Here is a 24,711-nt window from a genome sequence, read left to right as displayed (position 1 = left end):
GCGCATCGCCACCACCCCCGTCCCTCCTCTGAAGAGGAGGGGCTTGGTGTTTGCTATCTGGCGAAGGTCGCCTGGCCGGCCAGCGGCTGACCGGTCGGGGCGGATGGCCCCGCCGCGGCTTGAGCCTCGGGCGCGATCTTGCCGACCTTGGCCTGGACCTTGCCGCCGGGCATCGCCATCTGCGTGCCGACGATGATCACCTGGTCACTGGCGGCGAGGCCGGAGCGCACGACGCGCAGGCCATCGATCACCGGACCGAGGATCACCGGCTTGGCCGCGACCGTCCCGTCCTTGCCGACGACCAGCAGCGTCTTGCGCGCCTGATCGGTCTGCACGGCGGTATCGGGCACCAGCAGCGCCTTCACCGTGCCGCCGCTCGACAGGCGCATGTTGCCGAACATGCCGGGCGTCAGGAACAAGTCCGGATTGCGCAGCACCGCGCGGGCGCGGATGGTGCCGGACTTGGGATCGAGGCCGTTGTCGGTGAAGTCGAGCTGGCCCTTCCACTTATAGTCCGTCTCGTCCTGCAAGCGGATCTCGACGGGCGAACCCTTGGCCTCGCCGTCGCGCTTGCCCTTGAGGAACAGACCCTCCGAGCCGTCGAAGGTGAAGTAGATCGGATCGAGCGCGTTGATCGTAGTCAACAGCGTGCCGGCCGCGCCTTCGCCCGAGCCGACGAGGTTGCCCGGATCGACGCGGCGATCCGAGACGCGGCCGCCGATCGGCGCGCGCACCACGGTGAACTCGACATCGAGCGCACGGGCACGGACGCGGGCCTGAGCACCGGCCAGTGCGGCCGACGCCGCCTGAACCTGCGCCCGCAGGCGATCGACCTCGCTCTTGGAGACCGCATCCACCTCGACCAGCCGGTTGGCGCGGTCGAGATTGGCGCGGGCCAGCGCCAGATCGCTCTGCGCCGACGCAACGCCGGCGCGCGCCTCGGCAAGGGCGGCCTGGAACGGGCGGGGATCGATCGTGAAGAGCGGCTGCCCGGCCTTAACGACCTGCCCGTCAGTGAAGTGCACCGCGGTGATCGCACCCGAGATGCGCGGACGCACCTCGACCGAGCGGCTCGCCTCGAAGCGGCCGATATAGTCGTCCCACTCGGTGACCTGACGCTCCAGCGGCGTCGAGACAGTCACGGTCGGCAGGCCCAGCGCCGCCACCGCAGGCGCGCTGCGCTGGGTGAAGGCATAGACGCCGGCAATGGCGACGAGCGGCAGGGCGACCCAGGCGGCGCGACGCAGGCGGCCGCCTCGCGCAGCCGGCTGCGCGACCGTCTCGTCGGCGGCGCCCTCAAGATTGGTATGCATGTTCATGATTATGCCATCCTTCCACGAAGGAGCTGGCTCTCCGCGCGGATGCGGGTGAGCAGCGTTTCATATTGACGTTCCGACCAGCCGGCCGAGAGGAAATGGACGATCTCCGAGGGCGCGACATTGTAGCCATAACGCCAGCTCAGTACGGCGATGCGGCGCAGCGCCTCCAGCCGGCTGTCCGACAGCGGGTTCTTCCGCTCGACGCCGAAGAGCTGGCGGACGAAGCGGCGTACCGGCCCTTCCTCGCGGATCGAATTGAGGCCGTCCTCACGGGCCAGCCAGGCGACGGTCCACTCGCGCTGGGTCAGCTCGGTGGGTTGACCGGCGATGGCGCGCGCGGGCGGGAAAGGATTGACGAACAGGCCATCCGCTTGCTCGGAAACGTTGAGATACGCCATCATCTTTGTCCTCCGTCGTTCATCTGTGTTACGCAGGTAAGACGGCTCTATCCCGGAAAAGCCTTGGCTCTCCGGCGAACGTCACGCGACACACAGAGGATTTCCCCGGAAGGAGGGTGCGCGAATGCAGCTCCACCGGGCGGTCATTGCCTCAAAGTTTTACAGATGGGGAACGGGAGACAGCCGCTTACCGATCCGGACCGCGTCGCCTCCCGACCCGTTCTATACTGACTGGTATATTAATCGAGCAGCTTATCGTCAAGGATTATTTCATACCGATCGATATTTTTTCCTGCGACGCAGCAAAAATGCGATCTAACGCCCCGGCCATACGGCGAGTGTCGTCTCGACAACCCGCTGCAGCTCCTCGCGCGTGGCGCCCGCGCCAGCCTGCACGGCCATGCCCTGCAGCACCGCCAGCAGATAGCTGGTGATCGCCTCCGGATCGACCGGCGTGAAGAAGTCGCCGTCCGCCACAGCCTGCGCCATACGGGTCACGACGAGCTCGCGCACCTTGCGACCGCGTTCGAGCACTTCCTGACGGATGCACTCGGCCTCGGTGCCGCAGGCGGTCGATGTGATCACGCCCAGACAGCCGCGCGGGCCGCAATCGTCGGCATAATTGTCGATTGCACCCTTCATCATGCGCTCGGCGACCGTCTTGCCGGTCGGCTGCTCCAGCGCGGGGCGGAAAAAATTCTGCTTCTCGCGCTCGTAAAGGTCCAGCGCCTGGCGGAACAGGGCTTCCTTGTTGCCGAACGCGGCATAGAGACTCGGGCGGGTGATACCCATTGCCTCGGTCAGGTCACTGAGGGACGCGCCCTCATAACCACGGCTCCAGAAAACACGCAAAGCCGCCGCCAACGCGTCGTCGACGTCGAACTCACGGGGTCTACCTCTGATTGCGACTGCTTCCATATCGACCGGTATATAATGTGTCTTGCGGCCGACGTCGAGTCCCCTGTTGCGAATATTGCAATCAGCCTGTCGCCGTCTCGATGGCGTCGACGCGGTCGGGGTAGAAAGCGAGATGATCGCGGATCGAAGCGACCGCCTCATAGGGCGCTTCGTAGGACCAGGCCGCGTTCGCCGAGCGATCGCCGCCGGCCGGGATGCTGTAATAGCTGGCCTCGCCCTTGTAGGGACAATAGGTCGCGTGGTCGGTCCGGCTGAGCAGGCTCATGTCGGCATCCTCGCGCGGCACGTAGAAGACCGGCGGATAGCTCGCTTCCCGCAGCGCGAGCGCGCGATCGGTATCGACGACCGTCCGTCCACCGACGATGACGCGGACCCGCGCGCCGGCCGGCTCAATCGTGATCGGATGATCCGGGCCGGGGATGAGCTTGGGGCGGTCGGTCATGACATGTCTCCGAAACGCGTTTGCTGGCGCGATGTGGCGTCGCGCACCCGGAAAACAAGATGAGGGCAGCCCCCGTCAAAAGCTTTTGCCGTCGGCGCGCTGTCCTCCTCGCGCGCGCTGCGCTAGTGGCGTCCAGCATCACAACGGGCAGAGGGAGTCGGCCGGCATGAAGGCATTCGCATATGACGCGGCGCATGGCGTTGCGGATTTCGCGCTCACCCTGCGCGACCTGCCCGATCCGGTGCCCGGCCCCAACGACCTGCTGGTCGCGGTCAAGGCATTCGCCCTCAATCCGGTCGACACCAAGATCCGCAAGACCCGCAGCAGCAGCGCGGACGCGCCCGTCATCCTGGGCTGGGATGCGGCCGGCGTGGTCGAGGCGGTCGGCGCGGATGTAAGCGGCTTCAAGCCGGGCGACGCCGTCTATTATGCCGGCGATGTCGGCCGGGCCGGCAGCTATGCGACGCTGCAGGCGGTCAACCACCGCATCGTCGCGCACAAGCCGGCCAGTCTCGACTTCGCCGATGCCGCCGCACTACCCCTCACCGCTCTCACCGCGCATGAGGCGATGCTCGAGCGGGGGATCACTTATACGGCCGACAGCCGGGTGCTGATCATCGGCGGGGCGGGCGGCGTCGGTTCGCTCGCCATCCAGCTCCTCAAGGCGCTGACGCCCGCCACCGTCATCGCCACCGCCTCGCGCCCCGAGACGATCGCCTGGAGCAAGGACATGGGCGCCGATCATGTCATCGGCCGCAATGTCGCGGCGGAGCTGGAGACGCTCGGCGTCGGCGGCCTCCACGCCATCTTCATCACGACCAATACCGGCGACTATTGGGATGCCGTCCCCGGCCTGCTGCGCCCCTTCGGCCATCTCATGGTGATCGACGAGCCGGCGACGATGGACATGAAGCCCTTCAAGCAGAAGGCGCTGACCGTGCATTGGGAATATATGTTCGCCAAGGCGATGTTCGGCTTCCACCCGGAAGAGCAGGGCGCGATGCTGGCGAAGCTCGGGGGGCTGGTCGATGCCGGCAAGATCCGCACCACGCGGACGCGGACGCACCCGGCCACGGTGGACGCTCTGCGCGCCGGCCACGAAGCACTGGAAGCGGGGACGGCAATCGGCAAGATCGTGATGAGCTGGGATTGATCAGGCCACTCCTCTGGTCAACCACCGCTCTCCCACCATCTCCGTCGTCATTCCTGCGAACGCGGGAATCCAGGCCCCAGCCGAATGCCTCATGCACTCTTGGATTCCCGCGTTCGCAGGAATGACGAGAATGTGTTGACCACACCGCCAAGCCCCCCCCCCCTCAGCGTCGCATGAAGCCCATCCAGCGCAGCAGCCAGTAAGTCGCGCCCGCCGCCGTCGCAGCGATCCCCGTGGCGACGAGGGTGCCGTGGGGCGTGTCGATGAACGGCAGCCCGCCCGTGTTCATCCCGAAGATGCCGGTGACGAGCGTCGCCGGCAGCATCAGCGCGGTGACGATCGAGAGCATGTAGAGATTCTGGTTGGTGCGCTGCGCCGCCTGATCGTCGAGATCCTCGCGCAGCAGTCGCAGCTGACCCTGCACGCTCAAGATGTCCGCATCGATCGACTGCAGGCTCTGCGCCAGCTTCTCGACGGTCGGCAGCAGCGGCTCGGGCAGATCCTCGTCCTGCTCCAGCCGGTGGAAGACGACGCGCATGCCCGAGAGCAGCCGATGGATCTGCGCCAGCCGCCGCCGGATCGCGATCAGGTCGCGCGGCGCGGGCGGATGATGCCCGTCGAGAAACGCATCCTCGGCCTCCTGCACGTCGGCGCTTAGCTTCCGGCTGATGTCGGCGATATTCTCCGTGATCGCGCTGACCAGCAGGTCGAGCGCCTGCGCCGGGCCGGTGGCGGCAACGCCGCGCGACAGCCGGTTGCGCGCGATGTCGGCCGAGCGCAGCGGATGGAGCCGCGTCGTCAGCATCAGCGAGGGCGTCAGCGCCAGCCGCATCGTGCCGACGCGGGCGGTATCGGTGACATCGAAGTCGCGCTCGAAATCATGCAGCACGCAGCCGACCGTGTCGCCATCCACCAGCGCGCGCTGATGGGATTCTGCGGACAACAAAAGCTCGCGCACTGTCGGGGGCAGCATCGCCGCTTCCTCTATCCAGCGCCGCGTGCCCTGATCGGCGAGATTGAGATGCAGCCAGCGGAACGGCCCCGCCTGGGGGCTGTCGCATTGCTGGACCGGAACCGCGCCCTGCGCGCCGAAGTCGAGGCCCCAGATCAGCCCGGGGCCCAGATCGTGCACCGGCGTGGGGGGCCGGTAGGGAGATCCGTCCTGCGCGCTCGTATGCCGGCCCCGGCTCAGATGAACAGCGAGAAGAGCATGTAGAGCAGCCCCGCCAGCAGGATGGAGACTGGCAGCGTCAGCACCCAGGCCATGATCATGTTGCGGATCGTGCTCATCTGCAGGCCCGATCCGTTGGCCGCCATCGTACCGGCGACGCCCGACGAGAGCACATGCGTGGTCGAGACCGGCAGGCCCAAATGATCGGCGCCGAAGATCGTCGCCATCGCCACCAGCTCGGCCGAGGCGCCCTGCGCGTAAGTCAGGTGCGTCTTGCCGATCTTCTCGCCGACCGTGACCACGATCCGCTTCCAGCCGACCATCGTGCCGAGGCCGAGCGCGAAGGCCACCGCCACCTTCACCCAGGTCGGGATGAAGCGCGTGCCGGCATCGAGCGAGCCCTTGTAGGTGTTGAGCGCTTTCAGATTATCCTCGGAGAGGTTCGCCGCCTTCTCCTTGCCGAGCCGCTTGATCGCCTCGGAGGCGAGATACATATCGTTGCGGATGTTGCCGACCGCCGCCGCCGGCACCTGCGCCAGCGAGCCATAATCGGCGACCTGCCTGTCGACATCCTTGATCAGCACCGAAAGCGCCGGCAGCGTCTCGCGCGAGAAGCGCTTGTCGGCGATATAGCTGGTGATCTGCTTGCGCGCGGCATCCGGCGTGCGGGCCGTGTCCGGGAGGCTGCCGACAACAGCGGCGGCCGCCGTCGAATTGGCATGGAACTCAGCTGTATATTTCGCCGGAACCGCGCGGTTGAGCGCGTAGGCGGTGGGCACCGTGCCGATCAGGATCAGCATGATGAGGCCCATCCCCTTCTGCCCATCGTTCGATCCATGCGCGAAGCTGACGCCGGTGCAGGTGAAGATCAGCAGGCCGCGGATCCACCACGGCGGCGGCAGGCCATCCTTGGGCTCCTGATACAGCGCGTGGTTCCTGATCAGCACCTTCATCGCAACGAAGAGCAGCGCCGCGAGGCCGAAGCCGATCAGCGGCGAGAAGAGCAGCGCCTGGCCGATCTCGGTCGCCTTGCTCCAGTCGACGCCCGCCGTGCCGCTCTTGCCGTGCAGCAGCGCATTGGCGACGCCCACGCCGATGATCGAGCCGATCAGCGTGTGCGAGCTGGACGAGGGAATGCCGAAGAACCAGGTCGCAAGGTTCCAGAAGATCGCCGCGATCAGCAGCGCGAAGACCATCGCGAAGCCGGCGCTGGACCCGACCTGCAGGATCAGCTCGACCGGCAGCAGCGAGACGATGCCGAACGCGACGGCCCCCGTCGACAGGAGCACGCCCAGAAAGTTGAAGAAGCCGGACCAGACCACCGCGACATTAGCCGGCATCGCATTGGTGTAAATGACCGTCGCGACGGCATTGGCGGTGTCGTGGAAGCCGTTCACGAACTCGAAGCCGAGCGCGATAAGCAAGGCGATGAACAACAGGATAAACGGCAGATACGTGGTCGCCTGAACGCCGGCGGCGGACGCATCGGCATAGATGCTGTAGGCCACATAGAGCAAGGCGGCGGCGATCGCCGCGCCAAAGCCGATCATGCCGGCCGCGCCGAGGCCCTTCTCGAGGTCCGGACGCGCGCCCGGCCTGCTGGTTGCCGCCGTCGCGTTCATCGAGTCGTCCCTTCGAAGTCTGTCCAACTCTACCGCTAGGCCCGCCGTGTGACAGTTCCGTGGCGGTCGCGCGCCTAGCCGGCCATCTCGGACAAGGCGCGGCGGCCGAGCGCCGGATCGTCCGTGAAGAAGGCGTCCAGCCCCGTCGCGAGATAGCGCTTGATCTCCGCGACGCTGCCCTCGGGATTGCGCGCCGCGTCCCCCGCATCGTTGCGGAAATCGGCGGCGAGGAAATGATTTTCCGGCCGGAAGGTCCACACGCTGACGAGCAGCCCGGCCTTGTGCGCCGCCTCGACCAGACCGGTCGGCTTGCCGAGCTTGCCATCCGGCCCGAGCGGGATGACCATCCGCGTCGCGGGCGCGAGATAGTCTGCATAGGTCGCGATCTCGGCGAGGCCGGTGGGCGTCAGCAGATCGGCATAGCGCTTGGGCGATCCCGCCGCCGCGAGATCGGCCGGCGCTTCCCCGGGGTCACCGATGAGCTGCATCAGCTGGACGTTGCCGAACGGCGCGACGATCGGCCGCAACGCCTTGAGATTACTTGTCTCGAACGACTGGATCACGACCGGCGCCTTGCGCAGATAAGCGCTCGCGCGCAGCCGCTCGATCAGGCGCGGCTCCAGAGGCATGCCGATGCCCGCGAAATAGGTGCCATGCTTGATCTCCGGAATCAGGCCGACGACGCGCCCGCGCGCCGCCGCCTCGGCCGCCACGAAATCGGCGATCTCCTCCAGCGAGACCAGTTGATACTCGCCGTCATGGCTCTGGCTCTCCGGCCGCAGCTTGCCGAGCCGCTCCTTCGCGCGCAGCGTCTTCAGCTCGGCGAAAGTGAAGTCCTCGGTGAACCAGCCTTCCTGCTTCTCGCCGTCGATCGTCTTGACCGTCTTGCGCGAGGCAAATTCCGGATGCGCGGCGACGTCCGTCGTCTCGACGATGTTGTTTTCGTGCCGCGCGATCAGCACGCCGTCCTTCGTCGCGACCAGATCGGGCTCGATGAAGTCGGCGCCATCCTCGATCGCCTTGGCATAGGAAGCCAGCGTATGCTCGGGCCGCAGCGCCGAGCAGCCGCGATGCGCCATCAGCAGCGGCCTGACGGGCCGCGCCCGCGCTGCCGTCGCGGCGGGCGCTGCCGTCGCGGCGGGCGCTGCCGCCACGCCATAGTCCGACAGCGCGCCGACGATCGCCACGCCCGCGCTCGCCGCGAACAGCTCCCTGCGGGAGACCGGTCCGCCGCGCATCAGTAGGTCACCGAAAGCGTTGCGAACCACTGGCGCGGCGGCAGCGGATAGACGTTGTAGGTGTTGGTGTTGGACCCGGCCGAGACCGTCGACACGCCCTTCTCATCGAAGATGTTGGTCACGTTGAGGCTGATCTCCGCCCTGTTGAAGCCGAACTGCGACACAGGCAGCTTATAGGCGATGCGGCCGCTGGCCTGGAAGGTGGATTTGACCGAGGCGTCGTTGGTGTAGGTGGCGAAACGGCGGCCGACGAAATCGCCGATCACCTGCGCCTCGAAATCGCCGATATTCAGCGTGGCCACCGTCTTGTTCATCCACTTCGGGCTGACCGGCACCTGCTTGCCGCCCGTCGGGACGACCCCGCCCACCGTGGCGATGCCGCCGATCCGGGTGCCGGTCGCCTTGCCAGTGATCGTGCTGTAATCACTGTCGTAGATCGAGCTGTTGTACGAGATCGCATTGTAGATCGAGAAGATCTGACCGAAGCGCACGGTCAGCGCCGCGTCGACGCCGTTGGTCTTGACGTCGCCGACGTTGAACACGGCCGGCGTGCCGCCCGAGATCGAGCCGCCGGCAATGCCGCCGACCGCTGCGGTGATGCCGAGCAGGCGATCGTGGAAATCGACATGATAATAATTCACCTGGCCTTCGATGCCGGTGATGAAAGAGCCCTCGAAGCTATGCCGCGTGCGCAGGCCGATCTCATAGGTCCAGGCGGTTTCCGGCCGGCCGTTGTTCTTGAGGTCGTCGAACGCCGCCTGGCTGCCGGTGCTCCACGGCGTCACGCCGCCCGCGCCATAGGCCTGGAAGTGGCGCAGGTTCTTCTGCACGTTGACGTAGATCTGCTCGTTGTCGGTCACGTCCCCCTTGGCACCGATGGCGGGCAGGAACCAGCGCTTGGTGTTGATCTGGCCGTTGGGCAGCGCGCTCGCCGATCCGGGCAGCGATCCGATGATCGGCTGCACCGTGAACAGGCCGCTGGCATATTGCAGGCTGGACTTGAAGCCGGCCTGCACCAGCAGCCGCTGCGTCACCTGCCAGTCGTCCTGCAGGTGGAACTGGAACACATTGACCCGCATCTCGCTGCCATATTGCGTGAACAGGGGGTTCGAAGGGCGGATATAGGGGCTGTAGTCCTGCGGCCGGGTGACATCGAGCGCATACCAGCGGCGATAGGCGGCCGAGCTGTTATGCTCGTACCAGCCGCCCATCTCGATGCGATGATCGCCAAGCGTCACATTGAGGGTCGAGAGGATGCCACCGCGATCGATGCGATATTCGGTGGTGCGCACCGCATAGCCGGAATTGCCGGTCGCGACCTTGAGGTTCTTGCCCGGGAAGTAGAGCGCGAAGAGGGTCGGCAGCGAGGCGACCGTGATCGGCCCGGCAACCACGCCGACGCCGTCATTATGATGGAAATAGGCCTGGGTCGTCCATTCGACCGCGTCCGAGATGTGCGCGTCATAAGTGAGATAGCCCAGATAATCGGTGCGCTGCGCGTCGCTGTAGTAGTTGCGGTAGTTCTGCGATTCCACCGAGGGGACGTTGCCGTTCGCATCGAGATAGGCGACCGCCAGGGCGAAATCCGGATAGGTGAACGGGCGCACATAGGGCTGATAGGCCTGCGCGGCATTGGCCGGCGTCTTGAACACCGTCGTCGAATCCTCGTTCGGCTCGGTCTTGTCCGAGTAAGCGAAGAAGGCGGTCAGCTTACCGTTGCTGTCGTCATGCACGGCCTTGGCATTGACCTGCCAGCCGCCCTGGATGCCGGCGAAGTCCCAGGCGCGGGCACGCTGGCGCAGCGCCGAGACATAGGCGCTGGTGCCGCTGCCGGCGATGTCGCCGCTGTCGAGGCGCACGAAGGTGCGCGAGGTGCCGTAGCTGCCGACCGTCTGGTTGACCTGCGCGCCCAGCGTCTCGCGCGGGTCGCTGGAGAAGGTCTCGATGCCGCCGCCCAGATTGCTGGTCGAGGCGAGGCCGAGTTCCGCGGCGCCGGTGGCGACGACGACGCGGCCGACATTTTCCGAGATGATCGCGCGCTGCGGCGAGAGGCCGTTGAAGTTGCCGTAATTCTGGTCGCCCAGCGGCACGCCGTCCATCGTGTGGCCAAGCTGGCCGGCCGAGAAGCCGTGGATGAACAGCGAGGCGTTCTGCTCGTTATTGCCCCATGGATCGGCGGTCACATACATGACGCCGGGCAGCGTCTGGATGGCCTTGAAGGGCGCCACGCCGGGCAGGATCTTCTGGATCTCGGTGCCGGGAATCGCGGTCGCGGAGCGCGTCGCCTTGGCGCCGGTGACGATGATCTCGCCACTGCCGCTGTCCGCGCTCTCCGCCGCATCGTCGCTCGCGTCAGGCGACTGGGCAAAAACAGGCGCAGTTGCAACAAGAGACAGGAAACCCGTTCCGGCAAGCAGCAGGGTACGGAAAAGCGTGCGATCGGTCATGACGGAAGTCCCCTTTATCGTCGTGCGTTTTCGCACGTGCAGCGCGCAGCTAGGGGGATCGGGTGACCCTTTCGTGGCGCTTCCCTTGCAGTCTTGTGAAATGCGCCGTCCCGCCGGACGGCGCGGACAGATGACTGCACCGGAACTTTCTCATGCCGATCAGCGACCCATTCTGGTCACGCGAGGCTTTCGCGCGGATAAGGCGGCCCACAAGCCAAAGGAGAGCGCCATGACGGCGAACCGCCGCTACACCGTCGCCGTCATCCCCGGCGACGGCATCGGCAAGGAAGTGGTGCCCGAGGGCATCCGCGTGCTGGAGCGTGCAGGTCAGCTCCACGGCTTCACGCTCGACCAGCAGTGGCACGACTTCGCCTCGTGCGACTATTATCTGCAGCATGGCGTGATGATGCCACCGGACTGGAAGGCGCGGATCGGCGCGCCCGACGCCATCTTTTTCGGCGCGGTCGGCTGGCCCGAAACGGTGCCGGACCATGTCTCGCTCTGGGGATCGCTGATCCAGTGGCGCCGCGAATATGACCAGTACGTCAATCTGCGCCCCGCCCGCCTGATGCCCGGCGTCCCCTCGCCGCTCGCCGGGCGCGGCCCCGGCAGCATCGACATGTGGATCGTGCGCGAGAATACCGAAGGGGAATATAGCTCGATCGGCGGGCGCATGTTCGCCGGCACCGAGCGCGAGATCGTCATCCAGGAGACGGTGATGACCCGCCACGGCGTCGACCGCGTGCTGCGCTATGCTTTCGATCTGGCGCGCAGCCGGGAGGCGAAGCATCTCACCTCCGCCACCAAGTCCAACGGCATCTCGATCACCATGCCCTTCTGGGACGAGCGGGTAGAAACGATGGCGGGGGATTATCCGGACGTGCGCGTCGACAAATATCATATCGACATATTGACCGCCCAGTTCGTGATGAACCCGGACCGGTTCGACGTCGTCGTCGCCTCCAACCTGTTCGGCGACATCCTCTCCGATCTCGGCCCGGCCTGCACCGGCACGATCGGCGTCGCACCTTCGGCCAACATCAATCCGGAGCGCACCAGCCCGTCCCTGTTCGAGCCCGTCCACGGCTCGGCGCCGGACATTGCCGGCCGGGGCATCGCCAATCCGGTCGGCCAGATCTGGTCCGGCGCGATGATGCTCGATCATGTCGGCGAGCATGAGGCGGCGGCATCCATCCTGCGCGCGATCGAGACGGTGCTGGCCGAGCCGAGGCTGCGCACGCCCGATCTCAAGGGCACGGCGAGCACGGTCGACTGCGGCAAGGCCATCGCGCAGGCGCTCGGCTGAGCAAGGACGCACCCGGATCGCTGTCCTACAGGGCAACGATCATGGCATGATCATCGCGACGTCATTGCGACGCGGCGCCATGCCCGCTCCTTCTCATCGTCCAAAAATCGCCAATCCCGAATGCCGATTTTCGGCCACGAGCGGACTTTTTGCCAAATCACCATGCGCGATATGCGCGAGGTTCGTGAAGTTCCGAGCTAACCCTCTGAATCTGCGTGACCCGGCCGCTGGACAACCTCACGAAACGTCACACGAACGACCTCACAAATGCGGATTTCATGACCGAAGCGGAAATAAAACCGGGCTTTGCGCCATGCCGTTTGCGGTTTGCGCGGGGCCGGTAGTAAGCGACGCATCGCCGGCACGGCGCTGAGGGCTTTGGGGGAACCGACCGCACATGATGACGCTCAGCCGGCGCGATTTCAGCCTGCTCTATCTGCTCCAGATGCTGGGCCATATCAGCGTCACCATGGTGTTCAGCCTGCTGCCATCGGTCGGGCGGACGGCGGGCATTCCCGACGTGCTGATCGTCATGACCCAGTCGCTCTCGGCCATCGCCTGGATCGTGTTCGGCGCCTTCTGGGCCCGGCTCGCGACGCGGCGCGGACGCCGGCACGTGATCCTGATCGGGGCGGTCGGCCTGTTCTTCGCCTGCCTGCTCACCGGCGGTGCCATCTGGATCGCGGTCGAGCATCTCGTCGCGCCCATCACCGGCCTCATCATCATGATGGTCGGCCGCAGCCTCAACGGCGGCGTAGGCCTCGCCAGCAATCCGGCAAGCCAGGCCTATATCATCGAGCGCATCCCGCACGCGCGGCGCACGGTGATGCTCTCCTCGCTGGCCTCGGCACAGGCGTTCGGCACGGTGATCGGCCCCGCCCTCGCCCCGTTCCTCATCCACCTCCCCGGCGTCGGCCTCGCCGGTCCCATGCTGATCGTCGCGGCGATCGTGCTCATCCTCTACCCCTTCCTGTTCCTGCTGCCGAACGACGGGCGGGCCGCCGCCACCCGGCCCGAGCCGGCCGCAGCCGCTCCGGTCAGGGCGCAGAGCATCTACCGCATGCCCGCCATGCGCGCTTTCCTCCTCTATTCGACAATCATCGCCACCACCGTGCTCGGCACGGTCCAGTCGATCGGCTTCCTGATCATCGACGTCACGCGTCTCTCGCCCGACGCCGCCCAGCCCTGGATCGGCCGCGCCATCGCCGGCGGGGCGATCGCGACCCTGCTCGTCCAACTCGTCTTCATCCGGCTGGTGAAGCCCACGCCCCGCGTCATGATGATCGCCGGGCCCCTGCTCGCGATGGCGGGCCTCGCCCTGCTCGCGGCGCATCCCAGCTACGGCATGATCGCGCTCGGCATTATCATCGCCAATGCCGGCTTCGCGATCGGCCGGCCCGGCGTCGCGGCCGCCGCCTCCTTCGTCGTGCCGATGGCCCGCCAGGCCGAGGTCGCCGCGGCCCTCATGAGCACCGCCTCGATCGCGACCGTCTTCGGCCCCGTCCTCGCCGTCTCGCTCTACACCGTCTGGCGCCCGCTGCCCTTCCTCCTGATGATCGCGATGCTCGCGGTTGCGTTCCTGATCGCGCTGATCCGCCGCCACGACGAATCGACGCTGCCGCTGGCCGACGGTCTGGTCGCCGACGAGGCCGCACCGCTCGGATGAGCGCGCTGGCGGCCGGCACGGCGTTCCCGCCTCATTTCGAGCCACCCGGCAACGCGATTCGCGTCCCGGGGGCCCTGACCCGGTTGACAAGCCGCAACCGCCTAACCTAAGGCGCCCATCCTACCCCGTGCCCAGATGGCGGAATTGGTAGACGCACCAGCTTCAGGTGCTGGCGATCGCAAGGTCGTGGAGGTTCGAGTCCTCTTCTGGGCACCATTTTCCTAAATCACGATGTGTCCCACCATAGCTTGGTGGGTCGACAAAATGGTGGAAATCTGCCATTTTCAGACACGTTCCACGTCTGGATGTGTCTCGATGAACCTCATTGATCCACGACTCGCTTGTATATGGATTTGTATATCCGGCCGGGTCGGCCCAACCCGATAGACAAAGTTGGCCCACGCTCTCTCGACCGCGCAACGCTGTGACGTGTGCGCCGCCGGAGGTGCGTCGTGGCATTGAGCGACGCCTCGATCCGCGCCCTTAAACCAAGGGCAGATACCTTTTCCGTCACGGACGAAAAAGGACTTTCGCTCTTGGTCAAACCAACCGGCTCAAAGCTGTGGCGATTCCGTTATCAATTCCAAGGCAAGCCGCGCGTCATGGCATTGGGCAGCTATCCCGAGGTGCCCTTGTCTGAGGCGCGCCGCAAACGCGACACTGCGCGCACTGACGTGCAAGCTGGGGTTGATCCTGGGGCTGAAAAGAAGAAGGCTAAGCTCCTGTCGGTGCTAGCGACAGCCAACACGTTCAGCGCCATCGCCGAGGAATATATCGTCACAAAGTTGATCGGCGAAAATCGGGCTGCGATAACGGTCGATAAGGCCCGCTGGCTGTTGAGCCACCTCTCGCCGGTCGCCAGCCTGCCGGTAGCCGAGATCAAGCCCCAGGAGCTATATGCTGCGCTCAAGCGGCTCGAAGGCTCGGGCAAGCACGAGACCGCCCGCCGCTGCCGTTCCTTCTCCAGCAGGGTGTTCCGTTATGCCGTGGTCACTGGCCGGGCCGAAACAGACCCGGCAGCAATGCTTAGCGGCGCGCTCATCACACCCAAGGTAAAGCACCACGCGGCCCCCATTGACCCGGCCAAAGTTGGCGACGTTTTGCGCGCCATAGATGCCTACTCCACAGGCGCTCCGATAACCCGCCTCGCCCTGCAAATCGCCCCGCATGTGATGACGCGCCCGGGCGAGTTGCGGCAGGCGCTTTGGGAGGAATTCGATCTAGACGCCGCCATCTGGCGAATCCCAGCCGGGCGCATGAAAGCGCGCCGCTCCCATGCCATCCCGCTGTCACGCCAAGTCGTCGACTATCTGCGCGAAGTGCGCGAATTCAGTGGCCCGACTGGTTATGTTTTCCCGGCATTCCACACCAGCCGTAAACCGATGAGCGAAAACACGATGAACCAAGCGTTCCGCCGCATGGGCTTCACGGGGGATGAAGTGACTTCCCACGGCCTGCGCACCACAGCTTCGACCTTGCTCAACGAATCCGGCAAATGGCATCCCGATGCGATCGAGCGTTCACTTGCTCATGGCGACAGCGACGCGGTGCGCGGCATCTACAATCGCGGGCACTACTGGCAGGAGAGGGTCGAAATGATGCAGTGGTGGAGCGATTACCTCGACCAATTGCGGGCAGGCGGTGAAATAGTCCGATGGCGCGCCGCCAACGACCGACATCTGGCGAACTGATGACCGCCCACGCGGCTCCCACACCCGGCGATGAGCTCGCCGAGCTGTTCATTGCGACCGTTCAGGGTGATTTCTCACCTGATAGTTGCGCCGTGGTGAATGGCGCGCTTGTTCGGGCTGACAAGCCCATCCCCCGCGCCGCCCAGCCTGACCTTGCGCTTTTATCAAAGCTTTTGCGCTCGCCGAGCCCTTTGCCGGAACGGATTGAAACCTGGGTGATCGAACTGTTCAACCAGCAGGGGGATTCAGCATGCCGCGTCAAAGAAATCCGTCGGCGCACGGTGGGTCGACCTTGGGCACCGCGCTTTGTGAGTTGGTTCGACAGTTTGCCCGCCGATATATTGGATGCTGCAAGACAGGTTCGTAGCCCGTTGGCAGACGCCGGATGCATCAGCGATTTCGACGCGCTTTATTTCGTATTGGCGGACAGGCGACCGTTGTCTGCACGCGCGCGAACTTGGCTTGCGGACATCTTTTCGTCTAAATCGCGTTTCGATTTCCAAGTGCGCACCATCGTCCGACGTACCCGAGGGGCTAAGCCGATCGGCCTCAACGCGACTTGGTTCGGCTGGGAAGCGGCGCGCAAAGTCGAAGCGCTTTTGAAGGAAACCTATTGGGAGGCCGCCATCGCTCAGGTTGCAGGCGAATACGGCAAGCGACCCAGCTACATTGAGCATGCAGTGCAATTCCGCCGAATTGCCAAAAAGGTCGGTGCGCCGGTGCCGTAGTGCCTAATCGTACCTCACCGTGGCTCGCCGGACCAAAAATTTAATTCGTCGAATTTGTCCATGTATCAAGGCCTTGGACTGAAGGGAAAAATGGAGGCTAATAGCTCGGCTGTCTAACGCCATCCCGGCGTTAAGGAGACAGCGCAATGGCCCATACTACTGGCGGCGATTCAAGCCAGCCCACGCTCCTCACCCTCTCCGAAGTCTGCTCTCGCTACAAGCTATCGAGGTCAATTCTTTACCGTTTGCACCGTTCCGGCGCGTTGAAGATTATCAAGTGCGGTCGTGCCAGCCGCATTGCGGCCGCCGATATCGAAGCCTGGGCTGCGTCCCTCCCGACGATGGGGAGGTGAGCATGGTCAAAATTGATCCAACCCATCTGGGTGAAGGCAGCAGTCTGCGCGAGACTATTGAAGAAATCCGCGCGAGCTATCCTCTCAGCGCGATGGTTGAGCGTTACGCGCCAGTACGCCCCAATGCCCCCGCTTTCGGGGCATGGTTGGGGGCATAGTGGCTAAATGACCGCCTTTTGGCCAAAGCTCATGCCCCCAAATGGCTTTCAAAGACTTGAAATCCGATCATTTCTGCCGGCGGGCACATCCTATCGAAAGGCCAACGGCGGCCGCCTCCATCTTGAAATATTCCCGAATGGCTCAAAGCGATAGCGTTGGAAGTTCCGGGTGAACGGCAAAGAGAAGCGGCTCGCGCTTGGTGCATACCATTCCGTTACCGGGCGCGACGGCTCGAAGATGGATACCCCGAGTGGAAGGCAGCGGAAACGGTCGGGCGAGGAAAGCGGACGGGCAAACTTCACATCGGTGACAGGCATGGATGTCATGCAGCGATACGCAAATTGGGGCTTCCTCACACTGCCATAAGAGTGACCAAGATCGGCGATCCCGCCGCACCTCGGGCCATCAAGGCTGATTAGCCTGATAAACGATCCTTCCACCGACGATGGTCATATCCACCTTCATGGTCAGTAGTTCCTCGGGCGCGATCGACAGCGGATCCTTGTCGAGCACGATCATGTCGGCGAACTTGCCGACCTCCAGCGTGCCCTTCTTCTTCTCGTCGAAGCCCAGATAGGCTGCCTTCTCGGTGTAGAGACGGATCGCCTCCTGGCGGCTCACCGCTTCCTCGATGCCGAAGACCGTGCCGTCCGGCCCCTTGCGGGTGATCGCTGCATAGAGGCCTACCATCGGGCCAATCGGGAGGTTGTCGCTGCCGAACGCCAGCTTCACACCATATTTGAACGGAACGGCGACCGGATTATTGTGCTGCAGGCGATAGCCGTCCAGCGTTTGCTCGTAGCGGCCTTCCAGATTGTAGAGGAAGTTGGGCTGCGCGGCGCCCCAGGTGCCGTTCGCCGCCATCATCTTCATCGTCTCGACCGACGGGATCATCGTGTAATGCGAGAGGAACCAGCGATGGTCTTTCTTGGGACGCGCTTTGAGTTCCTCGTCGTAGATCCTGGCCATGTCCTCGATCGCCTGGTCGCCGATCGCGTGGATGCCCACCTGCCAGCCCAGCGCGGCCGAGGTCGCGACGATCTCACGGGCGACCCGCTGCGAATAGAAGGTCTTGCCGCGGAAGCCGGGCAGGCCCTTGTAATCCTGCTTGGTGTATGCGGTCGGGCCGGTGAAGCCACCATCATAGGGGCTCTCGCCGATCGGGCCGAGCTTAAGGCGGTCGTCGCCATAACCGGTGTGAAAGGGGAAGGCCTTGAGCCGCTCGGCGCCGGGCCAGGCTATATAGCTGATCATGCGAGGAAGATCGGCACCCATCTCGCCATAGATGGAGCGAAATTCGGCCCAGCTGTGGAGGCCGGAGAAGGTGCCGCCCGGAGCGCTCTTGTCGAGGCCGCCCTTGCCGACAGGCTCGTCATCGATCGAGGTGAAGGCTTCCATCACGGTGGTGATGCCGAGGCTCAGCAGCCATTTGAGCCGCGCGATGTAGCTTGGGCGCATCTGCTCCTTGCTGTCGGGCGGAACCAGGTGGGTGACGAGGTCGCTGCGCTCGCGGATGATGCCGTTGGGCTCCTTGTCCGCCCCACGCTCGATGAGGCCGCCGTCCGGGTCCGGGGTCGAGGTGTCGATCTTGGCGAGCTTGAGCGCTGCCGAGTTGGAAACCGAGGAGTGGCCACCGGCCCGGGTCAGCACCACGGGATTATCGGGGGCCGCCGCATCGAGATCGGCGCGGGTCGGCACGCGCTTCTCGGCAAGCAGCGCTTCATCCCATCCATAGCCGTTGATCCATTCGCCCGGGCCTAGTTCCTTCGCCTTGGCCGCGATCATCTGCTGGATTTCGGCGATCGACCTGGCCTTGTCCGGCTCGATCGAGCGGTGCGCAAGGCCATAGACGTGCTGGTGGGTATCGATGAAGCCGGGCATCAGCGTGCGGCCCTTGAGGTCGATCCGCTGCGCGCCGGTGTAACGCTTCACCAGCTCAGGGCCACCGACCGCGATGATCTTGCCGTCCTTGACCGCGACTGCGGAGCGCACGCTGAACGCCTTGTCGACCGTCAGCACCTTACCATTGAACAGCACCATGTCCGCCGCCGTCTGCGCCAGTGTCGACGCGCTGCTCATCAGCGTCGCAATCGCCGCGCATGCATAGATTGATTTCTTCATTTGGTCCTCTTCAAGCGGAAGGCTGTTGCCGGGACTCCCGGCAGATCAGAGTAACTTGCGATATTGGACGAAACCGGAACGCTCGGCGATCCGGTCATAGAGCAGCATCGCGTCGGAATTTGTCTCGTGCGTCAGCCAGTGGACGCGTGAGCATCCTTTTTCGGCTGCGGCAGCATAGACCGCCTCGATCAGACGTCGGCCGATCCCGCCACTGCGCGCGGCATCGTCGACGAACAGATCCTGCAGGTAGCAATAATCGCCGCCCGTCCAGGTGGACCGGTGCCAGATGAAGTGAACAAGCCCAACGGCTCGCCCGCCGCTCCAGGCAATCAGCCCGTTCACGGGCTCTGCCGGATCGATCAGTCGGGTCCATGTCAGGTTGGAGATCTCCGGCGCGATGGCCGTCTTGTAGAAGGCCTGATAGCCGGCCCACAGCGGCGCCCAGGCTTCGCGATCCTGCATGCGGAGGGGAATCAGATCCGGCATTATCGTCATCTCAGTCATTGGCCGGATGCTTTGCGTTGCTTTCAAGCATCGACAGTCGCACAATCAGCCGGCTCGCCACGGACGCGCGCACGGGTTGTCCGGCCGCAAGCTTGCGCCACGTATTATAGCTTATGCCGAAACAGGAGTTCAGCGCCTCGTCGGTGCGGCCACCGATATGCCTGTGCATGCGGGCGATCGTCTCGGGGGCAACGAGGACGAGGTTCATGGCCTTGCCGATCCGCCCCGTGTCGGCCTTGCAGGGCACCAGCGTCACCGCTTGTAAACGAGCTTGCCGCCGACGAACGTCATGTCGACCTGGCCTTTCAGGATGGCCTCGGGATCGGCGGTCATCGGATCGAACGGCAGCACGACCATGTCCGCCAGTTTGCCTGGCTCGATCGTGCCCTTCTCCTTCTCCTCGAACGAGAGATAAGGGCCATTGGCAGTGTACATGCGGATTGCTTCCTCGCGCGACACGCCCTCTTCCTCGAGACCGTGGGTGCGGCCGCTCGGCCCCTTGCGCGTGACGGCGGCATAGAGGCCGACGAGCGGATTGACCGGCAGATTGTCACTGCCGAAAGCAACGAACAGGCCATATTTGTGCGTGGGCGTCGCCACCGGATTGTTATGCAACAGGCGCCAGTCATCAAGCGTCTGCTCGTAGCGATCCTCCAGATTGTAGAGGAAATTGGGCTGCTGGGCGATCATGATCTTGTCCTGCTTCATGGTCGCCATGGTCGCCTCGGGCGGCATGATCGTGAAGTGATCCGTGAACCAGCGATGATCCTTGGAGAGCAGGCCGTTGCTCGCCAGCGAGTTGGCATAGGCTGTGATCGTCTGGGCGATAGCAGCGTCGCCGATCGCATGAAGGCCCATCTGCCAACCGAGCTTCGCAGCCGAATCGACCGCCTCCTGCAGTTCCGCATCGGTAAAGCGGCCTTTGCCCCGGAAGCCGGGCTGGCCCTTGTAGTCGGCGAGCAGCCAGGCCGTTGGTCCCGTGAACCCGCCGTCGACCGCCATTTCGCCGATCGCGCCCAGTCGTACGCGATTGTCGCCATAGCCGGTGTGCAGGCCGAACGCCCCCAGCCGCTCAGCGCCCGGATGGTTAATGTACATCGTCATGCGCGGCAGGTTCGCGCCCTGCTCCGCATAGAGCTCGCGCGCGCGCTTGAAAGTGAGATTTGGCGGCGGATTCTCGATGCCGCCCTTGCCGACCGGCTCGTCGTCGATCGTGCCGCTGGCGTTGAAGAAGCTGGTGATGCCGAGCGAGAGGATGTGCTTGAGCCACACCACATAGGCCGGGCGCATCTCGGCGAAGGTCGCCGGCGGCACGAACTTGCGGACAAGATCGTTCCGCTCACGGATGATCCCGTTCAATTCCCCGCTGGCATCATGCTCGATGAGGCCGCTCTTGGGATCGGGCGTATTCCGGTCCAGGCCGGCAATTTTGAGCGCCATCGAGTTGCTGACCGAGGAATGCCCGCCGTTGCGGATCAGGATAACCGGATTGTTCGGGGTTGCCGCATCAAGGTCTGCCCGGCTCAAGTTGCGGTTCTCGGCGAGGTTGGACTCCTGCCAGCAGCAGCCGGTGATCCACTTGCCCGGCCCCAGCTCGGCCGCCTTCCTGCGCAGCATATCCTGCACTTCGCCGACCGAGCGCGCCGCGCCGGAGTCGATGTCGCTCGGTGCGACCGGCTGAGGATGGAGATGCGTGTCGGTGAAACCGGGCATCAACGTGCGGCCGCCCAGGTCGATTTCCTTCGCGGCGGCGTAGCGCTTGCGCAGTTCCTCGCCGCCCACCGCGACAATCCTGTCGCCGCGCACCACCACGACCGACTTCACGGAGAATTTGGGATCGACCGTCAGCACCTTGCCATGATGCAGGATGAGGTCGGCCTGTTCCCTGGCAGCTGCGGGCAGCGCGCTGACGCCCATGAGCAATCCCAGCGCGAGAATGCGCATCCCCTTGTTACCGCCCGTCATGTTCTTTCTCCCTGTTCGTTGACGCGCCGACGTCGTGCGCACGTTCGTTCATTTCGCGGCCAGCGCCGCGCGATCGTAAACGACCTTGCCGCCGATCATGGTGAGGTCGACCTGCATGGTCAGAAGTTGCTCGGCAGGGACTGCGGTCGGATCGCGATCCAGCACGATGAGGTCCGCGAGCTTGCCCGGCTCCAGCGTGCCCTTCTCCTTCTCCTCGAAAGTCAGATAGGGCCCGGCGGCGGTATAGTCGCGGATCGCCTGCTGGATCGATACGGCTTCCTCCTGTCCGAACACGCGGCCGGAGATCCCCTTGCGCGTCACCGCCGCATAGAGGCCGACGCGCGGATCGATCGGCAGATTGTCCGAGCCGAACGCGAGGAACACGCCCTTCGCTTCCGGCACCGCGACCGGATTATTATGCTCGAGCCGCTTTCCGTCGAGCGTTTCGACATAGCGGTTCTCGAGCGTGTAGAGAAAATTGGGCTGGGCGGCAGCGAGGATGCCGTGCCTGACCATCGTCGCCATCGTCGCGTCGCTGGGCAGCATCGTGAAATGCGCGAGATACCAGCGGGCGCCGGTACGCTTATATTTGCCCAGCGTCTCGCCATAGATCTTCGCCGCCATGTCGATCGCGGCGTCGCCGATCGTATGCAGCCCGAGCTGCCAGCCATTGGCGGCGACATCCTCGGTCACGCTGCGCAGGTCTGCCTCGTCGTTGAAGAAGGGCTGCCCCTTGAAGCCGGGCTGGCCGACATAATCCTGGCTCGTCCAGGCGGTCGGCCCGGTGAAGCCGCCATCCACCGCCGGTGCCTCGCCGATTGCGCCCAACTTCAGGCGCAGATCGCCATAGCCGGTCTTGTAAGGATAGGCCTTGAGCGCGGCGGCGCCGGGATAGCTGATCTCGACCGAAGCGCGCGGCAGCATCGGCCCGTGTTCGGCGTACATGCTGCGCAACTGCTTGTAGGTGAGTTCCGTCTTGGGCATTTCGGGCCGCAGCTTCTCCGCGACCTCGTCGCCGATCGACGCCGAGGCGATGATCAGGCTAGTGATGCCGAGATGCGTCAGACCCTGGAGATTGTCGATATAGCCCTGCCGCAGTTCGGCGGGCGTATCCTTGGGAAAGAGCGATACCAGCAGGTTAGTGCGCTCGCGGATGATGCCGTTGGGCTCGCCTTGCGCATCATGCTCGATGACGCCGCGCTCCGGATTGGGCGTGTAGCGATCGATACCCGCCGCCTTGAGCGCCAGACTGTTGCCCACGATGCTGTGACCGCCGGCGCGCGAGAGGGCAACCGGATTGTTCGGCGCGACAGTGTCGAGGTCGGCGCGCAGGACGTTGCGCTTCTCGGCCAGATTGGCCTCGGCCCAGCCATGGCCAGTGATCCATTCGCCCGGCCCCAGTTCCTTGGCCTTAGCCGCGACCATCGCCTGCAGTTCGCCGATGGATTTGGCCCCGGCGGCGTCGACGCTGCGACGCGAGGCCGAGGAGGGATGAAGATGCGTGTCCATGAAGCCCGGCATGGCGACGCGGCCCTTGAGATCAATCACCAGCGGCGCGGAGTAGGTTGACAGCAGGCTTTCCGGCCCGACCGCAACGACGCGGTCGCCTTTGATCGCAATCGCCTGTCCGGCCGTGAAATTCTTGTCGACCGTCAGTATCTTGCCGTTGTGCAGGATCACATCGACCGTCGTCTTTGCCCATGCGGCCGGCGCCCAGACACCTGCCGCAAGAGCCAGACCGCCGGCCAATATGTGCCGACACCGCGAAATCACCATTCCTGCCCTCCGCGTCCCGGGATACCGGCCGAAGCATGATGAGAAAGACTCCTCTCGGGGAGGTGTCTTTCGAGCCGGCAATAGTGCGCAAAAGGCACCGGCGGTGACTGAAGCGCAAAACAGGGGCCGCCGTCTTTCGGCGACGGTCCCTCCCACAAGAGATCTCGTTGAAACCAGCGTTTGAAGACGGCCTTGCCACCGATCAGGGTCATGTCGACCTTGGCTTGTAGAATGTCCGCCTCCGGCACGGCCGCAGATTGCGATCGAGGACGATCATGCCCGCAAGCTTGCCCGGCGTGAGGCCGCCCTTCATGACTGCGACTGCGCGACACCGAGCGACGCGGCGCTCATCCCGCCGCCCCGGGGCTTAAGGAAGGACAGGCCGAAGACGATCGCCAGGAGAACGAGGCTGCTCAGCAGCTCGATGCGCAACGCCGGCTTGATCGCCATGGCGAGTAGCACGATGCCGATGCCGGCCGCAGTCGCATAGCTGCCATAAGGGTGGAACCACATGCGGATGATCAGCCGCTCAGGCGCCGCGCGTTCCATGTGGCGGCGCATGCGCAGCTGAGCGAAGCAGACCAGCAGATAGATGAACAGCATGATCGCGCCCGAGGCGTTGACGAGGAAGCTGAACACCAGCTCGGGCGAAAGCACAGAGGCCGCCAGCGCCAGATAGGCGAACAAGCTGCCGATCAGGGTCGAGCGCACCGGCACATGCCGCTTGTTGAGCGCGACCAGCGCCTTGGGCGCGTCGCCCTTCTCGGAGAGCACGAAGAGCACGCGTGAGGTCACGTACATGCCGGAATTGAGGCAGGAAAGCACGGCGATGAGCACGACCGTATTCATGATGTCGCCGGCATGCGGGATCTGCATGAAGGCGAGCACCGCGGCGAAGGGCGACTTGCCTGGCTCGATGCTCGTCCAGGGCAAGATCGAGACGATGAGGCCGATCGAGAGCAGGTAGAAGAGCAGGATGCGCAGCGCGACGCTGCCGGTGATGCGTGCAATCGTCTTGGCCGGCTCCTTGGACTCCGCTGCAGCGATCGTCGCGATCTCCGCGCCGCACAGCGCGAAGATGACGCTGGTCACGCCCGCCAGCACCGCGCCCCAGCCATTGGGTACGAACCCCCCATGATCGACCAGCGTCGCGAAGGTGGGCCCGCTCGGCGAGGTCACGCCGAACGCCCACAGGCCGGCAACCGCGATGAAGCCGACGATCGCCATGACCTTCATCAGCGAGAACCAGAATTCGAACTCGCCATAGGAGCGCGTCGAGAGGAGGTTCACGCCGGTGAGGATGGCGAGCAGCACCACGCCGATCAGCCAGACCGGGGCGGCGATCCAGCTGGCAAGGATGACGGCGCCGGCAATCGCCTCGATCGCCACCACGACCACCCAGAAATACCAGTAGAGCCAGCCGCACACGAAACCGGCGCGATCACCCAGCCCCGCCCGGACCAGCTCCGTGAAAGACCCGGCACCGGGCAGCAGGCTCGCCATCTCGCTCAGCATTCGCATGACCATGAGGATCACCAGGCCCGCAATGCCATAACTCACCACGACGGCGGGGCCGACTTGCGAGATGGAGGTACTGGAACCAACGAACAGCCCCGCGCCAATGATGCCGCCGATGGCGATCATCGACACATGGCGCGATCGCAGCGAGTGGCTGAGATTGTGCGGCGTTCCCTGGGTCATCGTCTTATTGTCCTTTTATCGGCGCGTCCCGAA

At 64.7% G+C, this 24,711-nt stretch carries 21 protein-coding genes and 1 tRNA gene; 8 read left to right on the top strand and 14 right to left on the bottom strand.

Annotated features, from left to right (window positions below; translation table 11 throughout):
- Window positions 1-53: 53 nt before the first annotated feature.
- From KK488_RS07650 to KK488_RS07635, 4 genes are all read right to left on the bottom strand, one after another.
- On the bottom strand, window positions 54-1,319 hold the full coding sequence (locus tag KK488_RS07650; RefSeq protein WP_214622558.1) for an efflux RND transporter periplasmic adaptor subunit: 1,266 nt from the start codon (window positions 1,317-1,319) through the stop codon (window positions 54-56).
- A gap of 2 nt (window positions 1,320-1,321) precedes the next feature.
- Window positions 1,322-1,720, bottom strand: a complete 399-nt coding sequence (locus tag KK488_RS07645) for a hypothetical protein (protein ID WP_214622557.1) — start codon at window positions 1,718-1,720, stop codon at window positions 1,322-1,324.
- Window positions 1,721-2,032: 312 nt separating this feature from the next.
- Window positions 2,033-2,635, bottom strand: a complete 603-nt coding sequence (locus KK488_RS07640; protein ID WP_214622556.1) for a TetR/AcrR family transcriptional regulator — start codon at window positions 2,633-2,635, stop codon at window positions 2,033-2,035.
- Window positions 2,636-2,696: 61 nt separating this feature from the next.
- Window positions 2,697-3,077, bottom strand: a complete 381-nt coding sequence (locus KK488_RS07635) for a DUF427 domain-containing protein (protein ID WP_214622555.1) — start codon at window positions 3,075-3,077, stop codon at window positions 2,697-2,699.
- 166 nt (window positions 3,078-3,243) lie between these two features.
- Here KK488_RS07635 and KK488_RS07630 point away from each other — a divergent pair, with 166 nt between their 5' ends.
- Entirely contained in the window at window positions 3,244-4,230 is a 987-nt protein-coding gene (locus KK488_RS07630) for a zinc-binding alcohol dehydrogenase family protein (RefSeq protein WP_214622554.1), read from the top strand.
- Between the two features lie 163 nt (window positions 4,231-4,393).
- Here KK488_RS07630 and KK488_RS07625 read toward each other — a convergent pair whose 3' ends face one another.
- The 4 genes from KK488_RS07625 to KK488_RS07610 all read right to left on the bottom strand — a co-directional run bounded on the left by KK488_RS07625 (window position 4,394) and on the right by KK488_RS07610 (window position 10,708).
- A complete protein-coding gene (locus KK488_RS07625) occupies window positions 4,394-5,362 on the bottom strand; it encodes a transporter (protein ID WP_349356860.1) in 969 nt (322 codons plus the stop codon).
- A 56-nt stretch (window positions 5,363-5,418) separates the two neighbouring features.
- Window positions 5,419-7,023, bottom strand: coding sequence for an inorganic phosphate transporter (locus KK488_RS07620; protein ID WP_214622553.1), 1,605 nt, complete (start codon window positions 7,021-7,023; stop codon window positions 5,419-5,421).
- A gap of 74 nt (window positions 7,024-7,097) precedes the next feature.
- Complete coding sequence (locus KK488_RS07615) at window positions 7,098-8,261, bottom strand: glycerophosphodiester phosphodiesterase family protein (RefSeq protein ID WP_214622552.1); 1,164 nt, start codon at window positions 8,259-8,261, stop codon at window positions 7,098-7,100.
- Entirely contained in the window at window positions 8,261-10,708 is a 2,448-nt protein-coding gene (locus KK488_RS07610; protein ID WP_214622551.1) for a TonB-dependent receptor, read from the bottom strand. The genes KK488_RS07615 and KK488_RS07610 overlap by 1 nt, the downstream gene beginning before the upstream one ends.
- Window positions 10,709-10,937: 229 nt before the next feature.
- Here KK488_RS07610 and KK488_RS07605 point away from each other — a divergent pair, with 229 nt between their 5' ends.
- The 7 genes from KK488_RS07605 to KK488_RS07575 all read left to right on the top strand — a co-directional run bounded on the left by KK488_RS07605 (window position 10,938) and on the right by KK488_RS07575 (window position 16,610).
- The gene (locus KK488_RS07605) at window positions 10,938-12,014 is read left to right on the top strand and encodes a tartrate dehydrogenase (protein WP_214622550.1); all 1,077 of its coding nucleotides are present in this window, start codon (window positions 10,938-10,940) and stop codon (window positions 12,012-12,014) included.
- Between the two features lie 397 nt (window positions 12,015-12,411).
- Window positions 12,412-13,680, top strand: a complete 1,269-nt coding sequence (locus KK488_RS07600) for an MFS transporter (protein ID WP_214622549.1) — start codon at window positions 12,412-12,414, stop codon at window positions 13,678-13,680.
- Between the two features lie 129 nt (window positions 13,681-13,809).
- Window positions 13,810-13,896 (top strand) — tRNA-Leu (locus KK488_RS07595).
- A 236-nt stretch (window positions 13,897-14,132) separates the two neighbouring features.
- Window positions 14,133-15,371, top strand: coding sequence for a tyrosine-type recombinase/integrase (locus tag KK488_RS07590; protein ID WP_214622548.1), 1,239 nt, complete (start codon window positions 14,133-14,135; stop codon window positions 15,369-15,371).
- A complete protein-coding gene (locus KK488_RS07585) occupies window positions 15,371-16,099 on the top strand; it encodes a hypothetical protein (protein WP_214622547.1) in 729 nt (242 codons plus the stop codon). The genes KK488_RS07590 and KK488_RS07585 overlap by 1 nt, the downstream gene beginning before the upstream one ends.
- A gap of 146 nt (window positions 16,100-16,245) precedes the next feature.
- The gene (locus KK488_RS21785; protein WP_214622546.1) at window positions 16,246-16,452 is read left to right on the top strand and encodes a helix-turn-helix domain-containing protein; all 207 of its coding nucleotides are present in this window, start codon (window positions 16,246-16,248) and stop codon (window positions 16,450-16,452) included.
- A 2-nt stretch (window positions 16,453-16,454) separates the two neighbouring features.
- Complete coding sequence (locus KK488_RS07575) at window positions 16,455-16,610, top strand: hypothetical protein (protein ID WP_214622545.1); 156 nt, start codon at window positions 16,455-16,457, stop codon at window positions 16,608-16,610.
- 406 nt (window positions 16,611-17,016) lie between these two features.
- Here KK488_RS07575 and KK488_RS07570 read toward each other — a convergent pair whose 3' ends face one another.
- From KK488_RS07570 to KK488_RS07545, 6 genes are all read right to left on the bottom strand, one after another.
- Complete coding sequence (locus KK488_RS07570) at window positions 17,017-18,732, bottom strand: amidohydrolase (RefSeq protein ID WP_214622544.1); 1,716 nt, start codon at window positions 18,730-18,732, stop codon at window positions 17,017-17,019.
- A gap of 45 nt (window positions 18,733-18,777) precedes the next feature.
- A complete protein-coding gene (locus KK488_RS07565) occupies window positions 18,778-19,218 on the bottom strand; it encodes a GNAT family N-acetyltransferase (protein WP_250890164.1) in 441 nt (146 codons plus the stop codon).
- A gap of 10 nt (window positions 19,219-19,228) precedes the next feature.
- A complete protein-coding gene (locus tag KK488_RS07560) occupies window positions 19,229-19,492 on the bottom strand; it encodes a hypothetical protein (RefSeq protein WP_250890192.1) in 264 nt (87 codons plus the stop codon).
- On the bottom strand, window positions 19,489-21,201 hold the full coding sequence (locus KK488_RS07555) for an amidohydrolase (RefSeq protein WP_214622543.1): 1,713 nt from the start codon (window positions 21,199-21,201) through the stop codon (window positions 19,489-19,491). Before KK488_RS07555 ends, KK488_RS07560 begins: the two co-directional genes overlap by 4 nt.
- Window positions 21,202-21,249: 48 nt before the next feature.
- Window positions 21,250-22,977, bottom strand: a complete 1,728-nt coding sequence (locus KK488_RS07550) for an amidohydrolase (protein ID WP_214622542.1) — start codon at window positions 22,975-22,977, stop codon at window positions 21,250-21,252.
- A 309-nt stretch (window positions 22,978-23,286) separates the two neighbouring features.
- Window positions 23,287-24,678, bottom strand: a complete 1,392-nt coding sequence (locus KK488_RS07545) for an amino acid permease (RefSeq protein WP_214622541.1) — start codon at window positions 24,676-24,678, stop codon at window positions 23,287-23,289.
- Window positions 24,679-24,711 lie beyond the last annotated feature (33 nt).

Source organism: Sphingobium nicotianae, assembly GCF_018603885.1.
GTDB classification, from domain to species: Bacteria; Pseudomonadota; Alphaproteobacteria; order Sphingomonadales; family Sphingomonadaceae; genus Sphingobium; species Sphingobium nicotianae.
This window is presented reverse-complemented; position numbering and strand designations above follow the sequence as displayed.